Annotated in this window: 14 protein-coding genes; all 14 read left to right on the top strand. The window is 46.6% G+C overall.

All coding sequences use genetic code 11. From position 1 onward, the window contains the following. Nucleotides 1-13 precede the first annotated feature (13 nt). The 14 genes from ACR32F_RS01100 to ACR32F_RS01165 all read left to right on the top strand — a co-directional run bounded on the left by ACR32F_RS01100 (nucleotide 14) and on the right by ACR32F_RS01165 (nucleotide 18,563). A complete protein-coding gene (locus ACR32F_RS01100; RefSeq protein WP_440115367.1) occupies nucleotides 14-1,060 on the top strand; it encodes an SPFH domain-containing protein in 1,047 nt (348 codons plus the stop codon). A gap of 423 nt (nucleotides 1,061-1,483) precedes the next feature. Continuing rightward, nucleotides 1,484-1,711 carry a DUF896 domain-containing protein gene (locus ACR32F_RS01105; protein ID WP_440119635.1) on the top strand — a complete coding sequence of 76 codons (228 nt, stop codon included), beginning with the start codon at nucleotides 1,484-1,486 and terminating at the stop codon, nucleotides 1,709-1,711. A 124-nt stretch (nucleotides 1,712-1,835) separates the two neighbouring features. After that, nucleotides 1,836-2,798, top strand: coding sequence for a ring-cleaving dioxygenase (locus ACR32F_RS01110; protein ID WP_440115369.1), 963 nt, complete (start codon nucleotides 1,836-1,838; stop codon nucleotides 2,796-2,798). Nucleotides 2,799-2,984: 186 nt separating this feature from the next. Next, the gene (locus ACR32F_RS01115; protein WP_440115371.1) at nucleotides 2,985-4,073 is read left to right on the top strand and encodes a low temperature requirement protein A; all 1,089 of its coding nucleotides are present in this window, start codon (nucleotides 2,985-2,987) and stop codon (nucleotides 4,071-4,073) included. A gap of 426 nt (nucleotides 4,074-4,499) precedes the next feature. Next, the gene (locus tag ACR32F_RS01120) at nucleotides 4,500-7,286 is read left to right on the top strand and encodes a glycoside hydrolase family 3 C-terminal domain-containing protein (protein WP_440115373.1); all 2,787 of its coding nucleotides are present in this window, start codon (nucleotides 4,500-4,502) and stop codon (nucleotides 7,284-7,286) included. A 100-nt stretch (nucleotides 7,287-7,386) separates the two neighbouring features. Next, entirely contained in the window at nucleotides 7,387-7,575 is a 189-nt protein-coding gene (locus ACR32F_RS01125) for a hypothetical protein (protein WP_440115375.1), read from the top strand. Between the two features lie 182 nt (nucleotides 7,576-7,757). Then, entirely contained in the window at nucleotides 7,758-7,904 is a 147-nt protein-coding gene (locus ACR32F_RS01130) for a hypothetical protein (RefSeq protein WP_440115377.1), read from the top strand. 258 nt (nucleotides 7,905-8,162) lie between these two features. Further along, entirely contained in the window at nucleotides 8,163-9,029 is an 867-nt protein-coding gene (locus tag ACR32F_RS01135; protein ID WP_440115379.1) for a sugar phosphate isomerase/epimerase family protein, read from the top strand. Between the two features lie 297 nt (nucleotides 9,030-9,326). After that, entirely contained in the window at nucleotides 9,327-10,385 is a 1,059-nt protein-coding gene (locus ACR32F_RS01140) for a Gfo/Idh/MocA family protein (RefSeq protein ID WP_440115381.1), read from the top strand. A gap of 363 nt (nucleotides 10,386-10,748) precedes the next feature. Beyond that, nucleotides 10,749-12,158: an alpha-L-fucosidase gene (locus tag ACR32F_RS01145; protein WP_440115383.1), complete on the top strand. Its 1,410-nt coding sequence runs from the start codon at nucleotides 10,749-10,751 to the stop codon at nucleotides 12,156-12,158. 316 nt (nucleotides 12,159-12,474) lie between these two features. Further along, the gene (locus tag ACR32F_RS01150) at nucleotides 12,475-13,455 is read left to right on the top strand and encodes an ABC transporter permease (protein ID WP_440115385.1); all 981 of its coding nucleotides are present in this window, start codon (nucleotides 12,475-12,477) and stop codon (nucleotides 13,453-13,455) included. A 15-nt stretch (nucleotides 13,456-13,470) separates the two neighbouring features. Next, entirely contained in the window at nucleotides 13,471-14,379 is a 909-nt protein-coding gene (locus ACR32F_RS01155; RefSeq protein ID WP_440115387.1) for a carbohydrate ABC transporter permease, read from the top strand. Between the two features lie 127 nt (nucleotides 14,380-14,506). Then, nucleotides 14,507-16,144, top strand: a complete 1,638-nt coding sequence (locus ACR32F_RS01160) for an ABC transporter substrate-binding protein (protein WP_440115389.1) — start codon at nucleotides 14,507-14,509, stop codon at nucleotides 16,142-16,144. 196 nt (nucleotides 16,145-16,340) lie between these two features. Next, nucleotides 16,341-18,563 (top strand): helix-turn-helix domain-containing protein, encoded by a 2,223-nt coding sequence (locus ACR32F_RS01165; protein WP_440115391.1) that lies wholly within the window; start codon nucleotides 16,341-16,343, stop codon nucleotides 18,561-18,563. Nucleotides 18,564-18,650: the final 87 nt, after the last annotated feature.

Consider the following 18,650-nt stretch of genomic DNA (forward strand, 5'->3'; position numbering starts at 1 on the left):
GATGGGAACGAGTATGGGATTTTTCAGAAATCAATTTTCGAATGTGGTGGAATGGGAAGAGTTCAGAGATGATATGATTTTCTGGAAGTGGAGTAACCGGGAGATCAAGAAAGGAAGTAAACTGATTATCCGTTCGGGGCAAGACGCGATTTTCCTGAATAACGGCAAGGTGGAAGGGATCTTTGAGGACGAGGGTTCTTTTAATATCGATTCGGAGATCATTCCGTTTCTGTCTACGTTAAAAGGATTCAAATTCGGTTTCAACAGCGGTATGCGAGTCGAAGTGCTGTTTGTAAATACGAAGGAATTTACCGTTCGTTGGGGAACGAAAAGTCCGGTACTGATTCCGACACCACAGCTGCCGGGCGGTATGCCGATTCGTGCCAATGGTACGTTTAATTTCAAAGTAAGTGACTATGTCACACTGATCGATAAAATCGCAGGTATCAAGCAGAGTTATTTAGTCGAGGATGTTAAAATCCGGATTACGTCTGTGCTGGATCAGCTGCTGATGAAGTGGATTAGCCGTGAAGGCAAGGACATGTTCAATCTGCAGGCAAATGCCTCGGATATTGCGAAAGGTATTCAGGAAGACTTGGATATGCAGATGATGGATATCGGGATTGGCATTACGGGCTTCCAGGTAATGAGCTTCAACTATCCGCAAGAGATCCAGGATATGATTACGAAGACCGCTTCGCATGAAATGATTGGCAATCTGCAGAAGTATCAGCAGGTCAGCATGACAGATGGCATCTCATCCGGTAAGGTGCAGGGTGGCGGCGCGGCCTCGGATATGGCTGGCATGATGATGGGAATGAACATGGCGAATGAAATGATGAAGAATATGAATCAGAACAACCAAAGTCAGAATCAAAACAACAATACCGACTCGTCTCAGAATCAGAACTCTGATCCAAAGCCTGCAGGTAATCCAAACGGCAATGCAGGCACACCCTCCTCCTCGGATGGCAACAAAAAGCCGAATTTCTGTCCGAACTGTGGCGCCAAGAACGAAGGAGCCAACTTCTGTCCCGAATGTGGTCAAAAGCTGGGTTAATGAAATAAATATAAGAAGGGCTATATAAGTTGAACTAAAGATATATTCACACGTACACTCCGATGACAGAATAACCTTCCAATCGCTGTTATCCCCAGATTTTTTTGATTCCCTTTTCTCAAGGGGAAAATCCGGTGATAAAGGCGAACGCTTCGCTTTTTCAGGTTTTTTCTGTCCTCTCCGTTTCTGTGTAAATGATTAGTTCAACTTATATAGTTCAGGAGGAAGTGTAATTTCTGCTGAGCTAGCTTTTCGTATTATCAGGTCAGCCCAAATTACGGGTTGGGTTGGCCTTTTATGTTTATAAAAGAGTTGACAACGGATCACAAACCAACTATCTTTAACTTAAGATATTTGATTTGAATATAAATTACACCCAAGAACAAATATCTTTAATCCATTATATGAGGAGAGATCAAGATGATGATCCCAACATTGACCAGAATAAATGAACTTTCTAGAAAAGCCAAAGAGGGCGGATTGACAGAGATGGAGAAAGCGGAACAAATTCGTCTGCGTCAGGAATATCTGCAAACCTTTCGCGGTTCAATCAATGATATTCTGCTGAATGTAACCATCTATGATCCGAACGGCGACGACGTTACTCCGGATAAATTGAGACAGGAACAAGCCACTCAAAATAATAGCTAACTTAAAACGATCATATATCTTAATTTAAAGATAATATAAATGACTATAAAAAAATATTCATGTTTAGATCATTAAACACTCAAACCGAATCAACATGCTCGATAAAACCAAGGAGGAATTAATCATGACACTTCAAACAGCAGGTATTCACCATATTACAGCTTTCGCGGGAGATCCACAGGCCAATGTTGACTTTTATGCTGGAGTTCTGGGACTCCGTCTCGTGAAAAAAACGATCAACTTCGATGCGCCTGACGTGTACCATCTGTACTTTGGAGACGAAAATGGAAGTCCAGGTACGATCATTACGTTCTTCCCATCCGCCGGAGCGCCAAGAGGCAAAATTGGCGGTGGTCAGGTTGGAATCACCTCGTATGTCATTCCAATTGGGACTATTGGCTTCTGGCAGGATCGGTTGGAACAGTATAACATTGAGGTAACCAAAACAAGTCGTTTCAGCGAAGAACTGCTTCAATTCGAAGACAGCGAAGGTCTGCGACTTGAACTTGTTGAACGGGAAGAGGGAGCAACAAGCACTTGGGCGCATGATGGAATCCCAACGGATAAAGCCATCAAAGGCTTTGGAGGTGCCGTGTTGTTCAGTGTTAACCCGCAAAGAACGATGGATGCTCTTGAGAAAATAATGGGATTTGTCAAAGTGGATGAAAATGAGGAGTATACTCGATTCCGTTCTAACGGGGATGTCGGTAACGTTGTCGATGTTCCGGTTACACGCATGGCTTTGGGTGTAGGCGGAGCAGGAACTGTGCATCACATTGCGTGGCGTGCCAAAGATGATGAAGAACATGCACAGTGGAGTGAAGCTGTACGCCAGTATGGCTACCAACCAACTCCGGTTCGGGATCGTCAGTATTTTAATGCGATCTACTTCAGAGAAGCTGGTGGAATTCTGTTCGAAATTGCTACTGATCCACCGGGATTTGCCAAAGACGAACCTGCTGAATCGCTGGGACAAAAATTGATGCTGCCAGAGTGGTTTGAGCCATACCGTGCCCCAATTGAGGGCAATCTGCAACCAATCCAGGTAAGAACGTTGGAGACTTCGCATGCTATGACGGTGCGTTAAGGAAGAGTTGAGAGCAAAACTGGAGCAAGTCGCACCTTGATCACCGTAATTTTCCTCAGTAAGGAGAACTCCGGTGATAGTGGCGATCCAGTATAAACCATGTGTTCTACTAGATTAGCATGTTGTATAATTCAATTTATCGCTGCGAAAGCATTCGATATAAGTTTAACAAAGGAGCACAGAAGGATGATGGAGAAAAAGGTTACCTGGCTGGAGCTTTTCTATGATCTGCTTTTTGTAGCGGCGGTTTCCAAAGCGGGTCATGTCCTGTTACATGCCGAACATGGAGTGATCACGTTTGAATATCTAATGAAGTTTGTGTTGATTTTCATTCCTGTCTGGTGGGCGTGGGTTGGTCAGACCTTGTTTATTAACCGATATGGTCAGGACGTCCTAATCCATAGAGTATTTCTCATCCTTCAGCTCCTGGCGGTTCTAGTGATGACGGCGAGTCTCTCGACTCATTTTGATCAATACTATCTTCCCTTCTTTATAGGTTATATCGGTTCGAGAGCACTGACAGCCATTCAATATTTCATGATTCACAATTCCAAAAGTGAACACCAACAAAAGGCTGCTCGTTATCTGGGCATGTGTTTCACCATCGGTATCTTAATTTCAATGTGTTCCTTGTTCTTTGATTCGTGGTTACGATACGCGATTTTGTATGTGGGGATTGCCGTAGATATCATCCTTCCGCTGATTGGACGCAAAAATCTGGTGAAGGTGCCCATACATACCCATCATTTGTTGGAACGTTTCGCTCTGTTTACACTTATCTTGCTTGGTGAATCTGTCGTCAGTATCATTGCTGTGCTGCAGGCGGATCATTGGGATACAAAATCTGTACTTTTTGCCGCCTTTACGTCCATTTTCGTGATTGCTATGTGGTGGCAGTATTTTGATAATGTTGAGAAAAAGGTAAGCAAGGATATACAAACAGCCGGGCAAGCGATTATATACGGCCATTTATTCATCTATATATCCATGAGCATGATTGCGGCTTCGATTCAACTGTTATATCAGGATAAACTTAATTATGGTTTCATGTTGGCATTTGTATTCGGATCGGTCTTGCTGTACTTTATGTCGACCTCTCTCGTGTTTCATCGATACAGATATGCTCATATGCGGCTTCGCCCGCGCCATCTGGCGATCATGCTGGGGGTCCTTGGATGCTGCATGATTGTAGATCTGATCTATCATGTTCCTAACTATGTAATCGTTGGAGAAGTTATGGTGTTTTTCCTGGTATATGCAAAGTTAACGACCTGATGCACAGAGTGGAAATGAATGAAAAGTCACGGATGGATAACATCCGTGGCTTTTTTTAGTGGGGTACTTTTAACAAAGCATGTCCACATTATGAAAAAACGTTTAACCTGATATATTTTCTACTATAGAATCTGTTAATATGAGATTATGTACAAGTAATCTACCAGATCAACGAATATCTTTCTTTATAAAATGAACCAAAGAAGAGTTGCACGATAACGGAGAGGGCAGAAATAACCTGAAGAAGCAACGCGTTCGCCTTTATCACCGGATTTTAACCTTTTATAAAGGTATTAAGGAAATCCGAGGATAACAGTGATCGGAAGGTTGTTCTGTCATCGGAGTGACCTAAGTGTGAGTTTCATAAATTCATTTTATATATCGCGATATTCGTGGGTATGGGGATGACAATTAGGAGGGAAATCATTGAGCACACATCAAATCGGAGTTCCATTGGAAGGGTTTGCAGAGTTTAGTCGTACGGTTGCCGCAGAAGGCGCAGTGCTGTTGAAAAACGAGGGTCAGGCTCTTCCGATCCTGAAAAACGAAAACGTTTCAGTTTTCGGACGCATTCAAGTCAATTATTATCGCAGTGGTACAGGTTCAGGCGGAAGTGTTCATGTGGCGTATACAACCAATTTGTTGGATGGTCTGCGTAGCAAAAAGGGATTTACAGTCAATGAAGAACTGGCGGCTGTCTATGAAAAGTGGATTGAGGAAAATCCATTTGACGATGGCGGCAAAGTATGGGCGGCAGAGCCGTGGAACCAAAAGGAAATGCCGTTAACCGATGAATTGGTATCGCAGGCAAGAAGCAAGTCCAGCAAAGCGATCATCGTAATTGGACGTACCGCAGGTGAAGATCAGGACAATGTTGACGCGCCGGGCAGCTACAAGTTGACCGAAGACGAGAAAGCGATGCTCAAACAGGTCACGACTCATTTTGAACAAACGATTGTGGTACTGAATGTATCCAACATTATCGACATGAGCTGGTTGAATGATGAAAGTTATGTACATCCGATCCAAAGTGTCATTTACTCATGGCATGGTGGTATGGAGGGCGGTAACGCAATTGCAGATGTACTCGCAGGAGACGTAACGCCTAGTGGAAAATTAACGGATACCATTGCCTATTCTATCGAAGATTATCCTTCAACAAGCAACTACGGCAATGAGTTCAAGAACCTTTATCAGGAAGATATCTACGTAGGCTACCGTTATTTCGAAACGTTTCGACCTGAAAAAGTTCAGTTTGAATTTGGGTATGGTATTTCCTATACCACATTCGAAATCAAGTCTGAAGATGCAAAATTGATCTCCAAAGAAGGAGAAACCAACATTAAGGTGAATGTAACCGTAACCAATACGGGCACTACCTATGCGGGTAAAGAAGTTGTACAGGTCTATTACGAGGCTCCACAAGGTAAACTGGGACAACCAGCTAAAGCCTTGGTCGCATTCGGAAAAACCAATGTACTTCAGCCGGGAGAGTCACAGCGCCTGACGGTAAGCTTCCCTGTTGATTCCATGGCTTCCTATGATGATGCTGGCGTAACAGGCCATGCTTCGGCTTATGTGCTGGAGGAAGGGACATATCGCTTGCACGTGGGAACCAGTGTGAAAAATGTGGAGCCGATCAGCATCGAAGGCCAGGATGGCTACGTTGTAGAAACGATTCAAGTCGTGGAGCAGCTGCAAGAGGCGATGGCGCCTACAGAAAGCTTTACGAGAATGAAACCGGGTGTTCGCAAGGAAGATGGCTCGTATGAGCTGATCTTTGCAGATGTACCGACGCGCCAGGTATCCATGGCTGAACGGATTGAACAGAGTTTGCCACAAACGCTGGAGCAAACCGGCAATCAGGGCTACAAGCTGAGAGATGTGAAGGATGGCAAAGTCAGCCTGGAGGCTTTCATTGCCCAGTTGAGCGATCAGGATCTGGCAGCAATCGTTAGAGGCGAAGGCATGAGCAGCCCACTCGTTACATCCGGTACTGCTTCAGCATTCGGTGGCGTGAGCGACAGTTTGTTTAACTACGGAATTCCTGTTGCCTGTACCGCAGATGGCCCGTCCGGGATTCGTATGGATAGCGGGGAGAAAGCGACCCAGGTTTCGATTGGAACACTGCTTGCGGCGACCTGGAACAAGGAATTGGTCGAAGAGCTTTATGTAATGGAAGGTCAGGAATTGCTGAGAAACCAGGTGGATGCGCTACTCGGACCGGGATTGAATATTCGCCGGAGTCCGATGAATGGACGTAACTTCGAGTATTTTTCAGAAGATCCGCTGATTTCGGGTGTGTTTGCTGCAGCTTGTACAAAAGGAATTATGAAGGGTGGCTCTAACGCTACGCTGAAACATTTCGCCTGCAACAACCAGGAGAAACATCGCAGTAAAGTGGATGCTGTTGTATCCGAACGTGCGCTGCGCGAGATTTATCTGAAAGGGTTCGAAATTGCCGTGAAACAAGGCGGCGCGAATTCGATCATGACCTCCTATAATCCAATTAACGGACACTGGGCGGCTTCCAACTACGATATGAACACCACGATTCTTCGTGGAGAGTGGGGCTTCCACGGCATCGTGATGACCGACTGGTGGGCTATTATGAATGACGGCGTTGAAGGTGGACCAGCAGATCGCAAAAACACGAATTGGATGGTTCGCGCTCAAAACGATCTATACATGGTTGTACCTAACTATGGTGCAGAAATCAATGGCTGGGATGACAACACGATCGAATCTCTGGAAAATGGGACGTTGACACGCGGAGAGCTTCAGCGCTCAGCTATGAATATTTGTGAGTTCATCATGAACGCTCCTGTCTTCTCCAGAAAACATGAGATTGTAGAGAATGTTGCTTCCTTCCAAGCGAACGCTTCACTTTCCACAGAACAGGTGCAAGTCCTGGCTGACAATGCACAGGTAAGACCTGCTGTAGGTGAAGCGGTCTATATGAAAGTGGACGAAGCAGGCCAATACCGGATTATTGTGCAAATCAGGTCTCCTGAACCGGAACTGGCTCAAAGTGCTTGTAATGTAACACTGAATGATCAACTGGTGACGACCATCCAAACGAATGGTACCGAAGGCAAATGGATCAGACAGAAACTTGTCAAAGTAGAATTGGAAGCAGGACTGTACGAATTGAAGCTGGACTTCACCAAACCGGGTCTACAGATTGACTGGATCGAATTCAAACAGGTGTAATGCAGATCGTCTGATTGGTTGTAACTGAACATGACGACGGTTATGATTGTGTTATGAGATCTGGAATTTCTGAACAATCAGGTCAGGAGTGTTGCGAAGGATGAGAAGGTACAATTTTTGGAGTCCAATCCTGCTGATTGCGGTTGCGCTGATTGTGAGAGGCCTGGTTACCAATCTGGGCGTTCTGTTCGGCATGTCGCAGGAGGCGGCGAGTAATATCGCGATTGTTGCTATGGTGATTGCTGCACTCATTATGTTTAATCGGATGACAAAGGCAAAGCGAAAGTGAACATATAGGTTCAAATATGAAGTAAGCGAAAGGCACCCTTAGGGGTGTCTTTTTTGCGTGTTGACGTTTTATCCATAACGTCTTAGACTGTTTATGAATAAAATAATAACGTTTTTAAGATAACAAAAATAACGAAATTTACACAACCCTATGCCAATCATTTCCCGAAAGGAGGCCCAACCATGAAGATTATGGCGGACAAACCATATGTCTTTCAGCAAGGTCAGTTGTTTCAGCACAGTTTTGCATCGATCGTGGCGGTGATGCCAAGTGGTGAAGAGCTGAAAAGGAAAAAAATTGCGTACAGGAAGATGTGCCAAGGATTGTGAATATAATGAAGGACCGCTGGAGGCGCTTTGCTCTGTCGGTCCTTTATGGCATTTGGCAGATCACTGACGGAGAATGAAATTGTGGTGTTTGAGCTGCATGGAACGGCAGATTGAGCTGTAACATTTGTAGATAAGCCTGTTTTGGACTCAGCAGATGGAAAATAGAGAAGCACACGATTATTGGGAATTGAACGATTGGATGGAAAAAGGTATACGTAAGGTAGAGCCACACACCAGCAGGAGAGGATGAGAGATGATATGAAGGTAGGACTCAGCACATATAGTCTGCAACAGGCGCTAAATACCAAGGAACTGACTGTACCCGATGCCATCCGTTACATCGCCGAGCAGGGCGGAGAGCATGTGGAGATTGTTCCAATGGGATACAGCCTGATCGACCAACCCGAATTAATAGACCAGATTCGAGCGGCTGCACAAGAAGTGGGAATCGATATCTCCAATTACGCCATAGGCGCGAACTTTGTTACAGGAGAGGGCCCGGATGCACTGGAGAATGAGATTGTAGCTGTCATGAAACATGTAGATGTTGCTGCCGCACTTGGTGTTACAAGAATGCGCCATGATGTCGCGTTTCGTCCTGCACAGGAAGGAACCGTAGCCCAATTTGAGGCGGATCTGCCTATCCTGGTGAAGGCCTGTCAGCGAATTGCCGACTATGCGGCAAACCATGGTATTACCACTAGTGTTGAGAATCATGGTTATTATGTGCAGTCGAGTGAACGAATCCGACGGTTGGTGCACGAGACGGCACGGGAGAATTTCAAGACAACGCTGGATATCGGCAACTTTCTGTGTGTAGATGAAGACCCGGTTAGCGCTGTGAAAAATAACATTCCTTATGCATCCATGGTGCATGCCAAAGACTTCTATCTGAGACCCTCTTACCGTAACCCCGGAGAGGGCTGGTTCCAGACCTCGCATGGCAATTACCTGCGCGGTGCAATTGTGGGTCATGGAGATATCGACATGCCTGAAGTGTTCCGTGTGTTGAAGCAATCCGGTTATGACGGATATATCTCTGTAGAATTCGAGGGCATGGAAAATTGCAAAACAGCATCCCGAATCGCAATGGATAACGTCCGCCGCTTCTGGGAGGAAGCATAAGCAGCGACTGCTGTACTACTGTATAAGTGGAATATAAGCTTGGTTGAATATCTTAAAATTAGTTTTTAAAAGAGCGAAAATTAGTGGAGGGGACGAAATCGATTCTGAAGAAGCGAAGCGTGCGCCTTTATCCCCGAATTTCCCCTTATAAGGGATGATCAGAAATTTGGGGATAAGAGTGATCGGAAGAACGATTCGTAACCGGAGCGACTACTTCGCAGAACGTTAAATCACTTTTTTGAAATAAGTAGTCAACTGATATGCCCATCATTCACCAGATTATGGAGGGGAAAATCCATGTCCAAACTTAAAGTCGCCGTTATCGGTGCAGGATCGATATCCGATTTTCATTTACAAGCCTATGCCAGCAATCCGGAAGTTGAAATATACGCCATATGTGACCTGAATGAAGTGCGTGCTCAGGAAGTGGCAAAAAAATATAATGCTCCTCACGTATTCACAGATTATAAGGAGCTTCTGGCACTGCCTGAGATTCATTCGATTAGCATCTGTACCTGGAATGATACCCACGCCGAGATCAGCATTGCTGCTCTGGATGCCGGGAAGAACGTACTTTGCGAGAAGCCGCTCTGCCAGACGGTAGAAGATGCATTGGAGGTGGAGAAGGCTGTACATCGCAGCGGAAAACTGCTCCAGGTAGGGTTTGTCCGCCGCTATAGCAACAATGCACAGATCCTGAAGAGGTTTATTGATGAAGGTGAGCTTGGAGAGATCTATTATGCCAAGGCATCTTGTCTGCGTCGTCTCGGAAATCCGGGCGGCTGGTTCGCAGATGTAGAGCGTTCTGGCGGCGGCCCGCTGATCGATATTGGCGTGCACATTATTGATATCTGCTGGTATCTGATGGGCAAACCGAAGGTGAAATCCGTCTCGGCCAATGTCTCCAACCGATTGGGTAACCGTGCTAACGTTCGTAATCTGTCGTTCTACCAGGCGGCGGACTATGATGCGGACAAGAACACGGTGGAGGACATGGCCAATGCGTTGATTCGCTTCGAAAACGGGGCAAGCCTGCTGGTGGATGTAAGCTTCACGCTGCACGCCAAACAGGATGAAACCTCGGTCAGACTCTATGGCGATAAGGGCGGGGCTGAACTGGAACCGGAAATCTCACTGATTGGCGAGAAGTTTGACACTATTCTGAACATGACCCCACAGGTGGATTTCAAGTCTTTTGATTTTGTGGGTTCTTTCCGCAATGAGGTCAATCATTTTATCGACAGCACCCAAGGTCGCAAAGAAACGCTCAGCCCGGTAGAGGACGGCGTTGAAATCATGAAAATACTCTGTGCCATCTACGAATCAGCCCGCCAGGGACGCGAAATTACACTATAGATGTGGCGTTGCAATACGAAAATGGCAACGCCACTCGAAGTAGTGAGGTCTAACAAGTCTTTACTTGTTGAACTAAACATTACGCCAAAACGGAGTTCAGAACCAACCTGAAGAATGCACTGCAATCGGAGTGACAGGGCTTAATATGTCTTTCTTAGTTGAATGAAACATTTACACGATAACGGAGAGGGCAGAACAAATCTGGAGAAGCGAAGCGCTCGCCTTTATCCCCGGATTTCCCCTTAGGAAAGGGATCGAAAAATCTGGGGATAACAGCGATCGGAAGATTGTTCTGACCGCGCAGTGACCTGTGTAAAGCTACTTTTTCAACGTGTGACATTTGATCCAAAGGAGATGAACGGGATGAGCGAAACCCAAGATACGTTGCTGGAACAGGAAGAGCAGATTGTCGAAGCCGGGGTACACAATTTTAGCAAAGAGGAAGAATGGGTGAGGCCTGAAGATCCGTTGCTGAATGAACGGCTGGAGTGGTTCAAGGACCAGAAGCTGGGACTGATGATGCACTGGGGTCCCTATTCCCAGCTTGGACTCGTGGAGTCCTGGGCGCTAAGTGACGAAGATGGCGATTGGTCACGCGATGATATCGACTGGACTGACGATATGGAGCATTTCAAGCGGGAATACACTGACCTGAATAAAACCTTTAATCCGATCCGCTTTCAGCCCGAGGAATGGGCACAGATGGCTGCCGATAACGGGTTTAAATATTTTCTGTTCACCACCAAGCATCATGATGGGTTCTGCATGTGGGATACCCATACGACCGATTATCGGATCACGGGAAAGGATACCCCTTTTCACACCCATAAGTATGCGGATATTTGCCGGGCGCTTTTTGACGCTTTTCGTGCCAAAGGGCTGGGAATCTCGGCTTACTTCTCCAAAGCAGACTGGCACACTCCGTATTACTGGACACCTGGCATGGAGCGAGGAAGTCATATGTGGCGCGGGCCATCCTATGATCCGAAAGCGTATCCGTGGCTGTGGGAGAAGTTCGTGGAGTTCACGCATGCGCAGATTATGGAGTTGCTTACGAATTACGGCCGGATCGAGTGTCTGTGGCTGGATGCCGGCTGGGTACGTGAAGGACGCCATGGTCAGGATATCCGCCTGGGTGAAGTGGTGGAGCGGGCACGTCAGACCACACAGCCGTGGCTTCTGGCAGCAGATCGCACAGTAGGTGGACCGTACGAGAATATCGTCACTCCGGAACAGACCATCCCGGATCATCCAATGAATATACCTTGGGAGAGCTGTATCACGGTGGGTAACTCCTTTGCGTTTGGATTCGATGATCAGTATAAATCGGCAAGGCAGCTGGCACATATTCTGCTGGAGGTGGTGTCCAAGGGAGGTAACCTGGCGCTGAACGTGGGGCCACAACCAGACGGGCGTCTCCCGAAAGGGGCAGTCAGCAGTATTAAAGCGCTCGGAGACTGGTTGGGTACACACGGCGAAGGCATCTATGGCACGCGGATTTGTGGACCGTACTTCACAGGAGAGTGGGCCTTTACACGTAAAGAGGACATCAACGTAACGTACGCTTTCCGTCTGTACAGAGAAGAGAACGAGGTGGTTGGTTCTCGGGTAATCATTCCTTATGTGGAAAAGGTGGAGCGGATTGAACTCATCGGCACAGATGATGTGCTGGCATTCGGACGTACGGAAGAAGGACTTCTTGTAGAATTGCCTCAAGCGGCAGTCACGGACACGGCACCGATCACACTTGCGTTCAGATTGTTCACAACCTAATAAATCTTCACTTCAAATCCCGGAGGACCTTTACAGTCCTTCGGGATTTTTCGATACGGTGATTTTTGTAATATACATACTCGGAAGTGCGATTTTCCCTTGTCTGACAAGGGTTTTGGGAATAAGGAGAGGTGGGAGAAAATTGCAAATTGATAAAAGAACCCCGCTCAAGGTACTATCGATTTAAGAAAGCGCTACCTGACATTATTCTTCACACGGTTAACGCTGAATCAGAGAGAAGACCAAAAGAAAAGGATGTTTAAGGAATGTGAATGTAATGTATTATTACACTTGAAGTGTAGAAGGAGTGACGCAAATGAGTCGATCTACAGAAAGCATTCCTGCACAGGTGGAGCTCCAGCAAGGAAGGAATGATGTTGAACCCAAAAGGCAGCATCCATTTATTAAAAGTCTCAAGAAACATTGGGAGCTCTATCTGTTGGTATTGCCTCCGGTATTGTATCTATTGATCTTCAAGTACATTCCAATGGTTGGTGTACAGATTGCCTTCAAAGACTTCAGTGTCGTAAAAGGAATCTGGGGCAGCCCTTGGGTTGGACTGAAACACTTTGAAGCCTTTTTTGAATCCCCGAACTTCTGGCTGCTAATTAAAAATACGATTGGCATCAGTTTCTACTCTTTGCTCGCCGGGTTTCCCATTCCGATCCTGCTTGCGCTGGCGCTGAATGAAATCCGTACAGGTTATTTTAAAAAGACCGTACAGATGGTCACGTATGCTCCTCATTTTATCTCTACGGTTGTCATGGTATCCATTATTATTCTGATGTTATCTCCTCACGTAGGCGTCGTAGACAAGCTCTTTACCTTCCTGGGCTTCCCCATGACCAACTTCATGGGTATTCCCGAATATTTCAAATCGATCTATGTCTGGTCGGGTGTATGGCAGGGCATGGGGTATTCATCGATTATTTATATCGCAGCGCTCGCTGGCGTTGATCCTTCGCTCTATGAGGCAGCCCGTATGGACGGAGCTTCAAGGCTTCGGAAAATTTGGCATATCGACCTGCCTACGCTTGTTCCTGTCACCGTTATTATGCTGATTCTGAGTCTGGGCAGCATTATGGGCGTGGGCTTCGAGAAAATATATCTGATGCAGAATCCACTCAATACGAGCGCATCGGAAGTCATCTCCACGTATGTGTACAAGGTGGGTCTGATCGGGGCGAACTTCAGCTTCTCCTCGGCGGTAGGCTTGTTCAACTCCATCATTAACCTGATCCTGCTGGTCATCGTCAACGGCATTTCCCGCAAAGTTTCCCAGAACAGCTTGTGGTAAAGGAGGAGCTTATCCATGTTCAATCTGTTGAATCGTAACCGGATCAAGGACCCGATCGGTGACCGTATCTTCATGACATTCAACTATATCTTTCTGATTTTGATCCTGCTAACGGTGTTCTACCCGCTCTTATATATCATCAGTTCCTCCTTCAGTTCCTCGCGGGCTGTAACATCAGGGCAGGTGTGGTTATTCCCGGTAGACTTTAACATCAAGGCCTATGTATCCATTTTTAAAAGCCAGCAGTTGATGATGGGTTTCTATAATACGATCATCTATACCGTTGTCGGCACATTTATCAATGTGGCATTAACCGTTATGCTGGCGTATCCCTTGTCACGCAAGTCATTTTACGGACGGGGAGCCATTATCATTTTCATGATGATCACGATGTTCTTTGACGGGGGTCTCATTCCAACCTATCTATTGATGAAAGACCTTCATCTGCTGGATACACGCTGGGCGATGTGGCTGCCAGGGGCGCTCGCGGTGTTCCAGGTCATCGTGGCGAGAACCTTCTTCCAATCTTCCATCCCGGAAGAGCTGGGAGAGGCCGCGGAGATGGATGGTTGCCGGGATATCCGGTATTTGATCAGTGTGGTGCTTCCGTTATCGAAGCCCATTCTGGCGGTCATGACGCTGATGTATGCGGTGGGCCACTGGAATGCGTACTTTGATGCACTGATCTATCTGAGATCCGAGAAGTTGTTCCCACTGCAATATGTGCTGCGCAATCTGCTCATATTAAACGCCGCTGATCCGGCGATGCTAGCCAATACCAGCCAGCAGATGAGGGATCAAGGGTTCGAACAGGTGTTGAAATACGCGCTTATCGTTGTTGCGAGCATTCCAATTCTCATCATGTATCCGTTTGTACAGAAGCATTTTGTCAAAGGGGTCATGGTCGGTTCTCTCAAAGGATAATTCTTGTAATCTACACCCCGTAAGCCACTTGAAAGGAGGTGGGGGAACACTCCGGCTTCCGGGATCGGCTTTAACACAAGTGCAGTACCAGAAGGTATGCCGTTTTCAACAAAAAGGAGGAGTCAGATTGAAAAAATCTTGGATTTCGATGTTATTTCTGGTCTTTGCTTCGATGGCGATGTTGTCAGCATGTGGTTCATCCGAGGAAGGAAGTGCAGGGAGCGACGGTAGCGGCGAGAACGGGGGTCCTGTGACCATGACCTTCTTTGCTCCCCAAGGCAAAGCGTCTATGGAAGACAATGAGTTCACCCGATTTATCGAAGACAAGTTTGACGTTACCTTGAAATGGGACCTGGCTCCAACAGATGCACTGCAGGACCGCAGACAATTGCTGCTGGCCAGTGGTGATTATCCGGAAGTGTTTCTTCACGGCAAGTTCACCACCTCAGACCTTCAAACCTATGGAAAACAGGGCGTATTCCTTCCGCTACAGGATCTGATTAAGCAGTATGGTCCGAATCTAACCAAGATTATGGAGGAGAAGTCATACTTCAAAGAAGCGATTACAGCGCCGGATGGCAACATCTATGCCCTGCCGATTTTTAATGAATGTTACCACTGTACGTATGCTCAGAAATATTGGATTAACACGGAGTGGCTCGACAATCTGGGCCTGCAAATGCCAACCACGACGGATGAACTGTACACCGTTCTGAAAGCGTTCAAGACACAAGACCCGAATGGCAACGGGAAAGCCGATGAGATTCCGCTCACTGGCGCACCCAACAAGTATGTATGGAATGGCAACATCGACGCCTATCTAATGAATAGCTTTATCTATAATGACAACGACAAATATCTGATCGTGAATGATGGCAAGGTTGATTTTGCAGCGAACAAGGAGGAGTGGAAAAAAGGACTGGAGTATATGCACAAGTTGTATGCAGAAGGTCTGATTGATCCGGCTTCCTTCACACAGAACGATCAGGCCATCGGGCAGCTGGGTAACAAGGAAGGTGATGAAGTGGTCGGCTCCATTACCACAGCGCTGGTCAGCTACCTCGTCAACACGTACGACAAAGATATCACTCGCCACCAGCACTGGGAGATTGTTCCTCCGCTAAAGGGACCGGATGGTGTGCAGACAACAGGTGCTACGCAGAGCGTAGGGGAATTCGAGTTTGCCATCACGAACAAAGCGAGCGAAGCACAACAGATCGCCGCGATCAAAATTGTGGATTACATGTTCAGTGAAGAAGGTGCCCTATATGCCGAGTACGGACCGACGGAAGGCAAGGGCTGGAAGAAGGCGGATGCTGATGAGAAAAACATCAATGGCGAGCCTGCCAAATACAGCTATTATAACCTGCCTGAGCGTGATCCGAACGTAGTCGTTAACGAGAGCTGGTCGCAGATCGGAGCACATGACTTGTCCAATGCGTTCCGTAACCTGTTTGCAGAAGGCCAGAACCCGCTGGAAGCGGAAGGATACGGTACACGTCTGGCACAAGCGACCAATGTATATGAGCCTTATGCACCCAAAGAGGTCTATCCTGCGAACGTATTTATCCGTCCTGAAGATACAGAAACCGCTGCGCAGCTCACAACTGCCGTCAAGGATTATGTGATGACCAATATGGCTCAATTCATTATCGGTAGCAAGAGCATCGACAAGGAGTGGGACGCGTACGTGAAAGGCTTTGATGGCCTGGGACTTAGCAATTACCTTGAGATTTACCAGCGTGCCATTGAGAAGAATCAATAAAGGTTGATGGATTCATGATTAAGGCTGTCCCGATGTCACACCGGATCGGGATGGTCTTCTCCTTTGACAACCCCACTTCATCCGATATAATTTACTGAATATTTATGGGGAATTTAGCGACCAGATTGGCATGGTTGTCGTTCCGGCATTTTGCAAAATGCTCATGTATATCAACAGTGGTGGGGGGCCTAGGAGAATGAACAACAATTGGTTTAGACGTTTGCTGTTATCGTATTTGCCCGTATTTTTTATCGTGACGACCATCCTGTTCATTATCTTCTTCCAGATATTCAACGAACAGAACCGAAGAGAGGCACTCAAGGCCAATGAATTTCTGGCCTCACAGGTCACGCAATATCTGGACAATTCACTGCGCTCCATTGATTTCAAGGTGCTGCGTGATATTTTGACCAATCCCAATCTGAAAAATTATTACTCGGTAACGGGCAGCGAAGATGTATATGCCGGAATTCAAGCAGTCCAGGTTATTGATGAATTGAAAATAGAGTATCCGCTGATTGATTCCATCTATCTGGTGAGATACAACGACGATACGGTTTTTAGCAACGGCAAGGCGGTACCGATTGAGGAATTCCCGGACGCGTCGTTTATTAAAGACAGCCGTGCTGCGGCCACGCAAAAGTGGGTAGGGGCAAGATCTTTTAAGGCATTTCCTACACAGGAAGGCAAACAGGTGATTACACTCATTCGTGGTGTCGGAAATGGCACGGGTCTAGTGGTTGTTAACGTGGATCTACCCACCTTGCAGAAGTCCATCCTGCAGATGTATGATCCCGAGTTCACCTTTGTCCACATCTTCAATCGTGCGGGCGGCAGTCTCTGGGATGGTGGAATGCAGGATGGCGCTACAACAGCTTCCCCGAAAACGGCTTCAGGTGAAGTGTTCTCCGAATTTACATCCAGCTACAGCGGCTGGAAGGTACAGACGGGATTGAACAATGGCAAGATCGTCAAATTTGCATTGCAATTTTATAACATCTGGTTTGTTTTTGCTGTTGTCGTTGTTCTGATCGGGGTGGTGTGGGTGATCTACGTTACACGCAGAAACTACAAACCAATTCAACAGATTGTTACGTTGATTGAGACGGTAGCTTCGCAGAAACAGCCAGGCATGGGCTATACCAAAGAAAGCGAATTCCATTTTATCCAGACTACCTTGGAGCGAATGATTGATCAAACCAAGCAGTATCAGGAGGAGCACGAAGAAAATCTGATTTTGCAGAAGAAATATTTCTTCCAGGAGTTGCTGGAGGGCACACGGGACTTTAATAGCAGTGAGCTGGCAGCGGAGATGAGAAAGTTCAAGCTTCCGCCGTTGGAGGATCGCTGGGCTGTGATCGTGGTGGAGATTGATCAGTATTCCCGGTTCATGGAGGAGTATCACGATCAGGACCAATCTCTTCTGAAATTCGTGTTATCCAGCATTCTGCAAGAGAGTGCAAGGCACGAAGGGACAGAAGTATGGGCGGAGTGGATATCGGATCAGCGGCTGTATGCGATTGTCTGGATTCCCGAGACGGAAAAGGGGGAGGAAACAGAGCATAGACTGCTTTCTGGTTATCTCGACAGGGTTGGGCAGTATCTGAACTTCACGGTGACCATGGGTATAGGAAGAGATGCAGTCGATGTTCGGGGGCTGAGAGCTTCATTGAAAGAGGCAGTACATGCCCTGGAATATAAAGCTGTGCTTGGTATGAATCGAATCATTCCATGCGCAGACGTGCCGAACTCAACCAATGATGTATATGAGTTCCTGAAGACGATCTCTCTATTGGTGCAGGCGATGCGGCTCACGGACGATGTCTGGGAAAAGCATTTTGACCGATTGTTTGAACAGATCCGTGAATCCGTGCTCTCTCGCCAGGAGATCATGAATACCGTGCAATTGTTATTCCAGCATTACAACCGGGAGTTCGCGGAGCTTCCACGGGAATACCAGGAGCAATGGGCAGCCGTATTTACACCACTTCTCCCAAGACTGGAAGGATGGGAGACGGTAGGCGATTTGCGCGAGCTGTGCTGGGAAGGATTTCGGGAACTGGCAGAGCAGATGAAGACGCTGCATTGTTCCAGAAAACATAGATCTCATATTCTTGAAATTCGCAAATATATCGAACAGAACTACAATAACCCCGAGCTGTCGTTGAATTATCTAAGTGATTTATTCGATATTAATCCAAAATATTTGAGCAAGCTTTTTAAGGATGAAATTGGTGAGAAGTTCGTGGATCTTCTGATTAGCCATCGTATAGAGAAAGCCAAACAGCTCATGCTGGAGACTGACAAAGCCATTCAGGAGATTAGTGAGGAGGTTGGGTATACGAATTATAATTCCTTCAATCGGGCTTTCAAGAATGTGGTGGGTGTAGCGCCAAGTGACTACAGAAAAGCCATGTGAGGGCGATGTTACCAGAGGTTACTAGAGTCAACACATTTATCATATGTACCACAGTTGTCAGACCAAGCCGAACTCATAAGGAGAATG

This window comes from Paenibacillus hebaui (genome assembly GCF_051934385.1).
Lineage (GTDB): Bacteria > Bacillota > Bacilli > Paenibacillales > Paenibacillaceae > Paenibacillus.

Bases quoted from the DNA above. Each gene is read 5' to 3' on its own strand.
- ACR32F_RS01100 (WP_440115367.1), top strand. From the start codon at position 14: ATGGGATTTTTCAGAAATCAATTTTCGAATGTGGTGGAATGGGAAGAG.
- ACR32F_RS01105 (WP_440119635.1), top strand. From the start codon at position 1,484: ATGATCCCAACATTGACCAGAATAAATGAACTTTCTAGAAAAGCCAAA.
- ACR32F_RS01110 (WP_440115369.1), top strand. From the start codon at position 1,836: ATGACACTTCAAACAGCAGGTATTCACCATATTACAGCTTTCGCGGGA.
- ACR32F_RS01115 (WP_440115371.1), top strand. From the start codon at position 2,985: ATGATGGAGAAAAAGGTTACCTGGCTGGAGCTTTTCTATGATCTGCTT.
- ACR32F_RS01125 (WP_440115375.1), top strand. From the start codon at position 7,387: ATGAGAAGGTACAATTTTTGGAGTCCAATCCTGCTGATTGCGGTTGCG.
- ACR32F_RS01130 (WP_440115377.1), top strand. From the start codon at position 7,758: ATGAAGATTATGGCGGACAAACCATATGTCTTTCAGCAAGGTCAGTTG.
- ACR32F_RS01135 (WP_440115379.1), top strand. From the start codon at position 8,163: ATGAAGGTAGGACTCAGCACATATAGTCTGCAACAGGCGCTAAATACC.
- ACR32F_RS01140 (WP_440115381.1), top strand. From the start codon at position 9,327: ATGTCCAAACTTAAAGTCGCCGTTATCGGTGCAGGATCGATATCCGAT.
- ACR32F_RS01145 (WP_440115383.1), top strand. From the start codon at position 10,749: ATGAGCGAAACCCAAGATACGTTGCTGGAACAGGAAGAGCAGATTGTC.
- ACR32F_RS01150 (WP_440115385.1), top strand. From the start codon at position 12,475: ATGAGTCGATCTACAGAAAGCATTCCTGCACAGGTGGAGCTCCAGCAA.
- ACR32F_RS01155 (WP_440115387.1), top strand. From the start codon at position 13,471: ATGTTCAATCTGTTGAATCGTAACCGGATCAAGGACCCGATCGGTGAC.
- ACR32F_RS01165 (WP_440115391.1), top strand. From the start codon at position 16,341: ATGAACAACAATTGGTTTAGACGTTTGCTGTTATCGTATTTGCCCGTA.